Raw genomic sequence first — 13,562 nt, 5'->3', positions numbered from 1 at the left:
TGACACGTGGAACGAAGGTCATGGCGGCACACCCTGCTGCTGGGCACATTGCTGTGCCTGCCTCTCACTGGACGTGTGGCCTCGGCCACGGAAACCCCCACCGTGAGCCAGCAGGTCCAGTGGGCCACTGCGGACACGGGAGTCCGGCTCACTCTGCGATTCCCACAGCCCGATGTGGAAGACATCGACGGCCAGCGGATCTACCGCATCGAGAATGAAGGCCTGATCGGCGAGGCGGGATCCCCCGACCTGCCGCTCGTGAATCGTCTGGTGCGCATCCCCGACCGCAGTGACGTGAGCCTGAACATCCTGGCCGAGGACTGGCAGCCACTGGATCCGGTGCGCGTGCGCCCGATGCAGGAACGCCTGCACACCGAAGCGGACCTGCCGCTCTCCTGGCTGGAATCCCCCGCGATCTATGGAATGGATGGCTGGTGGCCCCTGCAGGCGGTCAGCATCAGCGAACCGATGATCCTGCGGGATCAGCGCGTGATCCAGCTCAGTGTGGCTCCTCTGCGCTGGAACCCCGCCAATGGCGCACTGGAAGAACTGGTCACGCTGGATCTGTCGCTGGACTTTCATGGCCAGAATCCCGTGAACCAGATCACGGCCCCCATGCCCCACAGCCCCCTGATGGCCGAGCTTGTGGGTGACGCACTGATTTCGCCTCCCCCGGCCGAGGGCACCCTGCGCGAGATCGAATGGCACACGGCCGAGCGTCCGCTGAACTATCTGGTCTTCACTCCGGGCACCGCGCTGCAGAATGTGCGCTTTCAGGACTGGATCGACTGGAAGTTCCGCAAGGGACATCACATGACCATCGTCACCGATGGTGACATCAGCTGGAACAGCACCGCGATCCGCAATACCATCATCTCCGAGTACGGTGGCGAGTACCCGCCCGACTACGTGACGCTGGTGGGCGATCCCGACGGTGGAAGTTATGTCACACCCACCAATGGCTCACAGTATGACCACGCCTACGCGGCGATCGCGGGCAACGACATCCTGGCCGACGTGGTGGTGGGGCGCATCAGCGCGCGCAGTTCCACCCAGCTGAGCACCATCTTCAACAAGATCCTGGCCTACGAGCAGGACCCCGACCTGGCCAACCCGGGCTGGCTGCACCGCGCCTCGTTCCTCACGGGGCAGGGCCATTGCGGGCTGAGCATGTCCCAGCTCAGCCGGGGAGCCGCTTTCAGCCTGGTGGACAACTTCGGCTACACCCAGATCGACACGGCCTTCTGCGCGGCCAGCCCCAGTTATGTGTCCACCTGGTACAACGCGGGCACCAGCTACTACAACTACCGGGGCTGGATCGGCATGGAAGGGCTGAACACGACCACCATCCAGAATCTGACCCAGGGACGCCGCACCCCGGTCACGGTGATCTTCACCTGCAGTTCCGGCGACTTCGCCTCGGGCGGCGATCCGGCGTATACCGAAGCCTTCCTGCGGGCCGGAAACGCCGTCACCCCCGGCGGCGGCGTGGCCGCCATGGGATTCTGCACCTCCCAGACCCACACCGCGTACAACAATGTGGTCTGTGGCGGATTCTGGTATGCGATTCTGGACCAGGGCATCCGCCAGGTGGGCACCGCGATGTTCCGCGGCAAGTATGAGCTGTTCCGCAGCCTGCCCCCGGGCGACTCGAACATCAGCAACTTCAGTTACTGGGCCAACCTGATGGGCGACCCGGGAATGAACATGTGGGTCGGCGAACCCGATGTGTTGCAGATCAGCGAAGCTCCGGCCACCCTGTCCGCGGGTGATACTCGCCTGGCCCTGCGTGTGACCACCACCGGCGATCAGCCCGTGGAGAACACGGTGGTCTGCGCCAGCCAGCCCGACGGATTCCAGGTGCTGGGCCTGACCGGTCCCGATGGCCGCGTGGTGCTGACCCTGCCCGTCCTGGACGAAGCCAGCCCGCTCTGGATCACCGCCAGCCACGATGATTGTGTGCCCGCGATGCAGGACATCAGTCTGACTTCCGCCAGCGCCACCCCGAGTCTGGGCTCTCTTGAGTACGACAGCGACGGCAATGCCTGGGCGCTTCCCGGTACGGTCACCAGCCTGGACATGCGGGTGAGCAACCCCACGGCCAGCACCCTCAGTGGTGCCAGCCTGACCCTGAGCCTCGAGCCCGGTGTGGGCACGATCCAGGTGGCCAGCGCGGCCTTGCCCAGCATTGCTCCCGGCCAGAGCGCCAACCTGCTGAGCTCCCTGCAGTTCACAGTGGACGGCGATGTGTCCGGCGACGCTCCCGTCTGGCTGGACCTGAGCCTGGCCTGGGATGGCGGCAACAGTGTGAGCCACCGTGTGCTCGCCGATGTCCGCACTCCCCGGCTGGAACTGAGCAATCCCAATGTGAGCGGCCTGAACCTGATGCCCGGCACCACGAGCAACCTGCAGGTCGAGATTCTCAACTCGGGCAATCTGGCGGGCAACAACCTGAGCCTGGTGGCGTCTTTCCCCCAGGAGTCACGCTTCACGACCCCGGGCACTCCCGTGACCCTCAGCCTTCCCGCGGGCGGTGGCAGCGACCAGCTCTTCGTGCCCGTCACCGTGGACGCCGAGGCCTATGCCGGCAACAACACGATGCTCGACATCGCCTGGACCAGCCCGCTGGGCATGGGCGGCAGTTTCAGTGTTCCCGTGCGCTGCGGTGCCGGTGTGCAGTCGGAACCCAGCGGTCCCGATGCCTACGGCTACTACGCCTGGGAAGACAGCGACGCCGGAGAGATGAGCATGGCCTACGGCTGGATCGAGATCGCCCCCGCGGCCGGAGGTACGGGCACGGTGCTGAACCTGACCGACACGGCCGACGAGGCCGATGATGCGGCAATGGTGACCCTGCCCTTCGACTTCACGCTCTACGGTGTCACCTACAGCGAGATGAGCGTGTGCTCCAATGGCTTCGTCAGCTTTGGTCCCGATTCCCACCTGGAAACCGACTTCCGCAACCACTACCTGCCGGGCGCGATGGGCCCCCAGCCCATGCTGGCGGTGATGTGGGACGACCACAAGCTCACCGGCGGGGCCCAGGTCTGCGTGGAGTATCTGCCCAGTTCGCACATGGTGGTGGTGGAGTGGTACCGGGTGCGCGGCAACTCGCAGGGTGGTCCGAACACCTTCCAGTTGCTGCTGCTGGACCCCGCCGTGTACCAGACTCCCACGGGCGACGGTGATTTCGTGTACCAGTACCACACCTTCATTGACGACCAGAACAACTCCCAGGACTTCCCCTACTGCACGATCGGTGTCGAAGACCACACCGGCACCCGCGGGATGACCTTCACCAACTACGACCACTGGGATGCCACCGCGACCCCGATCACCGGGACCCGCTCGATCCGCTTCACCACCCTGCAGCAAGCACCCGTGGGCGGAGTGCTGGAAGTGCTGTCGCCCTCGCTGGACTATACCTTGAGCTCCACCGAGGCGATGCAGGAAACCGACTCCCTGCGCCTGGGCAATTCCGGCACGGGCCTGATCAGCTGGAATGCGCGCATCGAGGTGGAGGGTGACTGGCCGCCGTCTCCTGCAGGCCTGCTGCGCCCGGCGGCCTCCCGTGATACGGGCGGTCCGGACTCCTTCGGTTACCGCTGGATCGACAGCGACGAGGACAGCGGCCCCGAGGTCAACTGGGTGGCCCCGGGAGACGACGCGATTGCCGTGGACTTCGTGCAGAACGACGCGGCGGCCGGCCCCTTCGAGATCGGTTTTGACTTCTCGTACTACGGCCAGCTCTTCAGCAGCCTGTACATCAGCCCCAATGGCTTCATCAGTTTCACCGACAACGCCAACTACTGGAACAACGCGATCGGTGTGCCCAATGACCTGGCCCCCGACAACGCCATCTGCGGCTGGTGGGACGATCTGCTCCAGGAAGCGGACCTGAATGGCCATGTGTTCCGCAGCCACAGTGCCGACAGCCTGGTGGTGAGCTGGGTCGACACGCCGCACTACAACCCCGGACAGTTCGGTGGCCCTTTCACCTTCCAGATCATTCTGGAATCCAACGGCAGCATCACGCTGCAGTACGGCGAGATGACCAGTGGCAACCCCCTCAGTGACTCGGGCACCATGGGCCTGCAGGGACCCTCGGCAGAAGAAGGTTTCGCCATCCGCCACATGCTGATTTCGCGCAGCGACTACGCCGTGCGCATCAGCCCGCCCTTCTGGCTGGAACTGAGCACCAGTGGTGGATTGCTGGGCGCCCAGCAGACCACGGCCGTGCCGGTGGTGGCGCGCAACGAGCCCAGCGGCCTGCTGCTGCCCGAAGGTGTCTGGAATGCGCGGATCGTGGTGGAGAGTGGCGACCAGTCCTTTGACGTGCCCGTGACCCTGACCATCGCCGAGGTGGGCGTGGGTGGCGACCCGAATGCGAATCCCTACCCCACCGACTTCAGCCTGGGCCGGGTCTGGCCCAATCCCTTCAACCCCACCACCACGGTGGAGCTGGGCATTCCCGACTCGCGTCCCGTGCGCCTGCGCCTCTACAACCTGCAGGGCCAGCTGGTACGCACCCTGCTGGAGGGCAGCCAGGCGCCCGGCACTCTGCAGCTGACCCTGGATGCCTCGGCTCTGGCCAGCGGAGTCTATCTGCTGAGCCTGGAAGGCGATGGTTTCCAGCAGACGCGCAAGATCGCCCTGGTGCGCTGAGCCCGGCGGACAGTCCAATCGAAAGCGCCCCGCGGGAGACTGCGGGGCGCTTTTTCTTTCCACAGGGTGACATCCCGGGGCCGCCAGCGAATTTCCAACCAAGGCTGCTCAGCTTGGATGCCAGCTTGGCGATATGCAAACTGTTGGCGCCCACTTCCGGACCCATACAATAATGGACGGGGTCGGCCAGCGCCGCACGGCCATTCGCATGAATGGTCCGCCCTGCGCGAAACAGTCCGATGCTTGTCAAACCGGCGTGTTCCGGGCGCCGTACCCTGGAAGGATCCATTGGTGACTCACATCTCATGGCGGCAGATGATGCGGCTGGGTGCACTCTTGTGCCTGCCGCTCGCCGGATACACATCACAGACCGGAACGGTCAGTCAGCAGGCCGATTGGGCCGCTGCCGAGAGTGGACTTCAGCTCAGCCTGCAGTTTCCCCTGCCCAGCGTGGAAGACATCGATGGCCAGTCGATCTTCAGGCTGGAACACGAAGGTCTGCTGGGGCAGGCGGGCGCTCCCGATCTGCCGCTGGTGAACCGCTTGGTTCGCATTCCGGATCGCGCGGGAGCCAACCTGAGAGTGCTGGCCGAAGACTGGCACCCACTGGATGCCACACGCGTGCGCCCGCTGCAGGAACGCCTGCACGTCGAGGCGGAACTGCCGCTGCCCTGGATCGAGGATGCCGGGATCTACGCGCTGGACGGCTGGTGGCCGCAGCAGGCGGTATCGCTCAGCGAGCCGATGATCCTGCGGGACCAGCGTGTGGTACAGCTGAGCGTGGCGCCCCTGCGCTGGAACCCCACCACGGGCGAGCTGGAAGAGCTGGCTTCGCTGGAGCTGGCCCTCGACTTCGCCGGCGAGAATCCGCTGAACCAGATCACGGCTCCCATGCCATCCAGTCCGCTGATGGCGCAACTGGTCGGCGACGAGCTGATCGCTCCTCCGGCCAGCGAGGGCGCCCTGAGCGAGATCGGCTGGCACACGGCCGAGCGGCCGCTGAACTATCTGGTGTTCACGCCGGCCAGCGCACTGAGCAATGGCCCCTTCCAGGACTGGCTCGAGTGGAAGTTCCGCAAGGGTCACCACATGGAGGTGATCACCGACGCGGACATCAGCTGGACCACCACGGCCATCCGCAACACGGTGCTGGCCCGGTTCAACGGCGATACTCCTCCCGACTATGTGATGCTCGTGGGGGACTCCGACGGGGGCAGCTTCCAGACTCCCACCCACCCCAGCCAGTACGACCACTACTACGCCACCGTGGCCGGCAACGACGCGCTGGCCGACCTGGTGACCGGGCGCATCACGGCGCGCAGCGCGACCCACCTGAGCACCATCTTCAACAAGATCCTGGCCTACGAGAAGAACCCCGACCTGGCCAATCCCAACTGGCTGCACCGGGCCTCCTTCCTGACCGGTGTGGGACACTGCGGCCTCAGCATGTCGCAGCTCAGCCGCAGCGCGGCCTTCAGCCTGGTGGACCGCTACGGCTATACCCAGATCGACACCGCCTTCTGCGCGGCCAGCCCCAGTTACGTCTACAACTGGTACAGCTCGGGCACCAGCTACCACAACTACCGTGGCATCTACGGCATGGAGAACCTGAGCACCAACACGATCATGAACATGAGCCAGGGCCGCCGCACGCCGATCGCGGTGATCTTCACCTGTGCCTCGGGCGATTTCAATGCGGGCGCGGACCCCGCCTTCACCGAAGCCTTCCTGCGGGCCGGCAATCCCGTGACACAGGGCGGGGCGGCGGCCGCGATGGGCTTCTGCACCATCGAGACGCACACCGCCTACAACAACATCGTCTGCGGCGGTTTCTGGTATGCCATTCTGGACCTGGGCATCCGCCAGGTGGGCACGGCCATGTTCCGTGGCAAGTACGAACTGCTGCGCAGCCTGCCGCCCGGTGACGCCAACGTGACCAACTTCAGCCAGTGGGCCAACCTGATGGGCGACCCGGGCATGAACCTCTGGGTCGGCGAACCCGATGTGCTGCAGATCAGCGAGGCTCCCGCCAGCATCTCCGCTGGGGATACGCGAGTGGCGCTGCGCATTCAGACCACCGGCGGAGCCTCCGTCGAAAACGCCGTGGTCTGCGCCAGCCAGCCCGACGGCTTTCAAGTGCTGGGTCTCACCGGGGCGGATGGTCGGGTGGTACTTGCCCTGCCCGAACTGGATGCCGCCAGCCCGCTCTGGATCACCGCCACCCACGACGATTGCGTGCCCGTGCTGCAGGATGTGGCCCTCGGTTCGGCGCCGCTTCCCGGGCTGAGCAATCTTGTCTACCAGAGTAGCGGCAACGCCTGGGCGCTGCCCGGCAGCCAGACCAGTCTGGACCTGAGCGTGACCAATCCCCTGGCCACGGCCATCACGGGGGCCACTCTCAGCCTGAGCCTGCCCGCCGGAGCGGGCACGCTTGAGCAGGGCAGCGTCAGCCTGCCCAGCATCGCCGCCGGGCAGAGCGCCAGCCTGCCGACCCCCTTCCTGTTCACGCTGGACGCGGATGTCAGCAGCGGCGAGCCGGTCTGGCTGGATCTGGACCTGAGCTGGGATGGCGGCAACAGCGTGCGCCACCGGCTGATCGCCGATGTGCGCACTCCGCGGCTGGAACTGGGCAGCCCCAACCTGGCGGGCACGAGCCTGCTGCCCGGCCAGAGCGGCTCCCTTCAACTGCAGATTCTCAATGCGGGCAATCTGGACGGTGCCGAGCTGAGTCTCGTCGCGTCCTTCCCCGCCGAATCACTCTTCTCCACACCGGGCACTCCCGTGACACTCAGCATTGCCGCGGGCGAGAGCAGCGACCAGCTCGTCGTGCCGGTGAGCGTGGCCCAAGAGGCCTTCGCCGGCAACAACAGCATGCTGCGAATCGACTGGAGCAGTCCGCTGGGCCTCCATGGCAGCTTCGTGGTACCCGTGCGCTGCGGGGCCGGTGTGCCCCACGAACCCACGGGCCCCGACGAATACGGCTACTACGCCTGGGAGAATGACGACGAGGGCGACCAGAGCATGGAGTTCGGCTGGCTCGAGATCGCGCCCGATGCCGGTGGCTCGGGCACCGTGCTTGATCTGAGCGATCACGGCGACGAAGAGGACGACGCGACCCTGGTGAACCTGCCCTTCCCCTTCACGCTGTACGGCGTGTCGTACACGGAAATGAGCGTGTGCTCCAATGGCTTCGTCAGTTTTGGGTCCAACGCCCATCTGGAAACGGAGTTCCGCAACCACTATCTGCCCGGCGCGCTCAGCCCCAAGCCCATGCTGGCCGTGATGTGGGACGACCACAAGATCACCGGCGGGGCCCAGGTCTGCGTGGAGTACCTGGAAGAATCCCACATGTTCGCGGTGGAGTGGTACCGCGTGCGCGGCAATTCGACGGGCGGCCCCAACACCTTCCAGCTGCTCCTGCTGGACCCGGCCGTCTACCAGACCGACAGCGGCGATGGCGACTTCATCTACCAGTACAACATGTTCCAGAACGACCAGAGCAACGCCCAGGACTTTCCCTATTGCACCATCGGGCTCGAGGATCACACGGGCACCCAGGGGCTGACCCTGACGAACTACAACCACTGGGACCCGACCGCAACCCCCATCACGGGCACCCGCGCGATCCGCTTCAGCACCCAGCGCCAGGCCAGCTCCGAGGGCATACCGGCTCCGCAGGAAAGCGCGCTGGACTTCGCGATGAGCGATCTGGCCGACGAAACGGCCAGCGACACCCTGCACCTGCACAATCTTGGCGGCGGCCTGATGACATGGAGCGCGCGCATCGAGTTCGACACGGACTGGATCTCGTCGCCCGCTCGCCCGGCTGACAGCCGCGACGCCGGGGGTCCCGATGTCTACGGCTACCGCTGGGTGGACAGCGAGGAGGCGGGCGGCCCGGCCGTCCACTGGGTCACCCCCGACGCCGAGGCGCTGCTCGTGGACTTTCAACTGAACGACTCGGGCGTGGGTCCCTTCGCCATCGGTTTCGACTTCCGCTATTACGGCCTGACCCACGACAGCCTGTACATCAATCCCAATGGCTACATCAGCTTCACCGACAACGCCAACCACTGGAACAATGCGGTGGGTCTGCCCAACTCACTGGCGCCCGACAATGCCATCTGCGGCTGGTGGGACGACCTGCTGCAGAACACGGATCTCTCCGGTCACGTCTTCCGCAGCCATCGCCCCGACAGCCTGATCGTGTCCTGGGTGAATGCCCCGCACAGCTCCCCGAACCTGTCCGGCGGCCCCTTCACCTTCCAGATCATTCTTGAGAACAATGGCCGCATCACGCTGCAGTACGGCGAGATGAGCGGCAACAATCCGCTGAGCGACTCGGGCACCATCGGCCTGCAGGGCCCCGAGCCCGCGCAGGGATTCGCGGTTCGCCACATGCAGATCTCCCGCAGCCATTTCGCGGTACGGATCACACCACCCGGATGGCTCGAGCTTGGCACGACCAGCGGATTGCTGGGCGCGCAGCAGACCGTGGCGATTCCGGTGCTGGCCAACAACAGCCCCATGGGTGTCCTGCTGGCCGAGGGACTCTACCAGGCCCGGATCATCCTCAACGCGGCCGAGCAGAGTTTCGAGATTCCCGTCAGCCTGGCCGTGGGCAACGTGGACGTGCGACCCGGGCAACCCGTCGAGACGCCACACGACTTCAGTCTGGGCCGGATCTGGCCCAATCCCTTCAATCCCATGACCACCATCGAACTGACCGTGCCCGACGCCCGGCCCTTCAGCCTGCATGTCTACAATCTGCAGGGCCAGCGCGTCAGGACCCTGCTCTCGGGCAGCCAGACCCCCGGCACGCTCCGGATCGCGCTGGACTGCTCCGATCTGGCCAGCGGCGTGTACCTGCTCAGTCTGGAAGGGAACGGCTTCCGCGACGCAAGGAAGATCGTGCTGCTGCGGTGAGGGTCATTCACAGCCTCGTCACTGCCAGACTCGATGTCGGCAGACCCGATGCCGTCATACTCGTCATCCCCGCGCAGGCGGGGATCCCTTGCTGTTACACGAGCCACCCAATCTGATCCCCGCCCCTTTGTGGCACATCGCCCATGGCCCCCATCCCCCCTGCCTTCGGCAGGCCTTCCCCCGCTGCGCGATGGAAGGAATTCTGGCTTCGCCTCGGTACACGATCGCTGCCTGCCAAGCCCCGAATGGGGCATCACACATAACTAGCCCGTGGGGAATCCACGGGCGGACGCGGGGGAGCGTCACACAGTGCGGTAGCCCGGATGAAGCCACCGCATCTGTAGCGTCACGAAAATCGTCCCGGCGCAATCCGGGTTGTGTGGGAATCCACGGGCGGACGCGGGTGAACCGAAGCGTGATGTGTGTGCCATGAATCACCCCAAAGCGTCGCTTTGGGCATGCTCCCCGCGGCTGCACAAATCTTGCCCTGCGAGCGGCTTTGTTTGATTCCCCTGACATTGGAGCATGTTGTTTTTGGCTCATGAATGGTTCTCTGGAACCCAAAACTTTATCGGGGATAGGACAGATATCACAAGTTGGTGTCACGGGACGCAATCGGCTGCACTTGATGGAGAAAGACGCATTTAATGGGACAGTCTCAGGTTCGTAACTATGTGCATCTCGTTTTCTCAACCAGGAACAGGGCTCCGCTTATCCGCAAGGAACTTCGCAAGAAGCTGTTTGGATACATCTACTCCATCATCGAGAAATCAAACTGCAAACCACTGTGCATCAATGGGGTAGCCGACCATGTGCACATTCTGTTCGGTCTTGGGCAGACAATGGCCCTGTGTGACCTGGTCATGCTGGTCAAGACCTCTTCATCTCGATGGGTAAAGTCCCAGTCGGCCGACCTGGCTTGCTTTGCATGGCAACATGGTTATGGGGCCTATTCTGTGTCACCAACGAACTTGTGCAAGGTTCGACGGTACATAGACAATCAGGAACAGCACCATCGGAACTCCACCGCCGAACAGGAACTGGCTTGGTTCGATTCTTTGGATATGCCCATTTGACGGGGATGATGGCCAATCAGGTGGGACAGGCGCAGCAAATCCGCCCCGAAGGGGCACTGTTTCGTCAGCCCAAAGCAACGCTTTGGGTGGAGCACGACCAATCCCTCCTGCACCTCCGGCACCCCACCCATTGGCCGGGCACCGTGTCCATGGGTGGGGCAATCACCCCAAAGCGTCGCTTTGGGCATGCTCCCCGCGGCTGCACGAATCTTGCCCTGCGGGCGGCTTCTGTCTCCTGCACGGAATCTGCCAGCTGGACGAAAATCCTGCCCACGCCGCCAACCTTTCGCTAAACTGGGCGCACCATTTTCTTTGGCCGATGCCATCGCCCGCGAGAGGCCGCCCATGCTTCGAATCATACTGTGCCTGCTGCTTGCCACTTCCGCTGATGCCGCGATCATCGGCGTGCCCGGCGACCAACCCACCATCCAGTCCGCCTTTGACGCCAGCACCTCCGGTGACACCGTGCTCGTCGAGCGCGGGACGTACTTCGAACACCTGACCGCCCCCGGCCATGGCATCACCCTGATGAGCCACTACCCGGCCACAAGGGATTCCGCAGACTGGCTGGAGACGATCCTGGATGGCGGCCACAACGGGACCTGTCTGGTGATTCCGGACACGGATCAGGAATGGATTCGGCTGGATGGCCTAGTTGTCCAGAATGGTGCCGGCACCGACATGGCCGGTGGAATCTTCGGAATGGAAGAATCCTGTCTGGAGTTGGCACACATCATATTCAGAGGACATACTGTTTCTGGTGGCGGTCCCTCAGCCTCGGCCCCTGTGTTGCGATTGCGTGCAGCATTCAAACGATTGAAGATGCGCAACATCCTGATCAAGAATGGTGCGGCTGGCACAGATAGAAACGTCCGTGTTGATCTTGATCTGAGTCTTCAAGTAGACTCGCTTGTGTGTGATGGAACCGGTGACAATGGAAGTGCTGGATCGTTCATTTCGACGGACTCGGCATGGGTCAACGATGTACTTGTCCATGGCTACCAAACACCGGTCTTTGCCACTGATTTTGGCGGAAGAGCGTACAATTTCATCGATGGCTTTGAAGCACAGAACTTGATAAGTAGTTATCCCCCAAACCTGCAACTTGGGATAGGTCGCGGTACCGTGAAGAATGTCCACTTTCACGACAATCTCTACACCGGCAACGGGCCTGTCAGCATGCTGCAGATTCACGGTCAGGGTGTTCACATTGACAGCGTCCGCGTCATCGGCAACTCGACGGCAGGGTACGACGTCGTCGAGCTGGAATGCCCGCGGGATGAACTTGCCAACATCTACACGGGTACGATCGAGCATCTGCTTGTGGAAGGGAATCACGCGGGGGGGCCAAACCAGCCCGGCAATCTGCTGGGTGGCCGCATCGCCAGCATCAAGAACTGCAACCTTCTGAGCAGCAAAATTACGGGCAATGTCTCGGAGATGCCCACGCCTCTGGACTCGTTGGACTTCTGGAATATGCATTCAGGGGCTGCACTGTACGTGCACCATGATGGATTGGATACCCTGACAATCGAGAGTGTTGAAGTCAGCCACAACGTCGTGATTGACCACGCTAACTACTGGGCCATCGTCGCGGATTTTGGGCCAGACGATTTTGGCCCGAACCACGAAGGTCGCGCATTGTACTTGCTGCTTGGTGATACGCGGCAGGCCATCGTGCACAATTGCATCTTTCATGACAACAGGCTGTCGGCTGTCATCCCAGAAACAAACCAATCGTTTTCTTTGGGTTCCACAGTCCGGATCGAAGGCGGAATCGAAAACATCCCCTGGCGCACCAGACTGCTGGTGGAAAACTGTTCCTTCACCGACAACGACGAAGGATGCCTGCAGATCTTCGGGCACTCTCGGTCAGAAGTCCGGAACTGTGTCATCAGAGGCCCGCACCGCTATGGACTCTGGCTGGACAGTGACATCGGATTGGTGGAGAATGTCTTGATCGACAGTGTTCAAGCAAGGGATTTCGCGAACACATGGCTGCCCAGCCACCAGGCAGCCGTCGTGTTCTATTCCAGTTACGACAGTCCGCAGCAAACAGAAGTGCGGAACCTGACCATCACTAACAGCGGCGTGCGGAATCTGCTGGTTGGGGACATCGCGGACTATCCACAGAGCATCGTGCGCAACAGCCTGATTGCGAACAATTCCTTCCAGCACCTGGAGGCTCACTGGGGCATCATCCCCAACGATCAGCCCATCGAGTTCCTGTCGTGCTCCCTCCCAGTAGCGCCAACCGCTGGGGAAGGCAACATCATCGGAATGGATCCTGGGTTCGACCCAGAGCTTGGCTACCCATTTCTGGCAAGAACTTCCGTGTGCATTGATTCCGGTGATTCCAGCATGGCCTTCGATGATCTGGAAGACCCCGACAACCCCGGTGTCGCCCTCTGGCCCAGCCAGGGGGGGCTGCGCAACGACATCGGCTACACCGGTGGTCCCCGTGCGGGCACACTGGATCACCTGGTGGCCGTGCGTGCGCCGCTCAAGGAACCCCGGGCACACCCGATCGGCTTCGAACTGAGGCCGGCGTTCCCCAATCCCTTCAACCCCATGACCACCATCGAACTGATCGTGCCCGACGCACGGCCCTTCAGCCTGCATGTCTACAATCTGCAGGGCCAGCGCGTCAGGACCCTGCTCTCGGGAAGCCAGACTCCCGGCACGCTCCGGATCGCGCTGTACGGCTCCGATCTGGCCAGCGGCGTGTACTTTCTCAGCCTGGAAGGAAACGGCTTTCGCGACGCAAGGAAGATCGTGCTGCTGAGGTGAGGAGACAGATCGTGTCGACGCTGCAGACCATGAAAGGCCCCCATCCCCCCTGCCTTCGGCAGGCCTTCCCCCGCTGCGCAAGGAAAGGGATCATGGCTTCGCCTC

4 protein-coding genes are annotated in these 13,562 nt (G+C 63.3%); all 4 read left to right on the top strand.

Annotated elements, in window-relative coordinates:
• Nucleotides 1–6 precede the first annotated feature (6 nt).
• The 4 genes from H6678_11025 (at nt 7) to H6678_11010 (ending at nt 13,457) form a co-directional block, all read left to right on the top strand.
• The gene (locus tag H6678_11025; GenBank protein ID MCB9474332.1) at nt 7–4,665 is read left to right on the top strand and encodes a T9SS type A sorting domain-containing protein; all 4,659 of its coding nucleotides are present in this window, start codon (nt 7–9) and stop codon (nt 4,663–4,665) included.
• Between the two features lie 291 nt (nt 4,666–4,956).
• The gene (locus H6678_11020) at nt 4,957–9,591 is read left to right on the top strand and encodes a T9SS type A sorting domain-containing protein (GenBank protein MCB9474331.1); all 4,635 of its coding nucleotides are present in this window, start codon (nt 4,957–4,959) and stop codon (nt 9,589–9,591) included.
• 647 nt (nt 9,592–10,238) lie between these two features.
• Nucleotides 10,239–10,667 carry an IS200/IS605 family transposase gene (gene tnpA / locus H6678_11015; protein MCB9474330.1) on the top strand — a complete coding sequence of 143 codons (429 nt, stop codon included), beginning with the start codon at nt 10,239–10,241 and terminating at the stop codon, nt 10,665–10,667.
• A 180-nt stretch (nt 10,668–10,847) separates the two neighbouring features.
• Nucleotides 10,848–13,457 carry a right-handed parallel beta-helix repeat-containing protein gene (locus H6678_11010; GenBank protein ID MCB9474329.1) on the top strand — a complete coding sequence of 870 codons (2,610 nt, stop codon included), beginning with the start codon at nt 10,848–10,850 and terminating at the stop codon, nt 13,455–13,457.
• The last annotated feature ends 105 nt before the right edge of the window (nt 13,458–13,562 follow it).

Source organism: Candidatus Delongbacteria bacterium (assembly GCA_020634015.1).
Lineage (GTDB): Bacteria > CAIWAD01 > CAIWAD01 > CAIWAD01 > CAIWAD01 > JACKCN01.
Note: the sequence above shows the minus strand (reverse complement) of the source record. Positions and strands in the feature narration are given on the sequence as shown.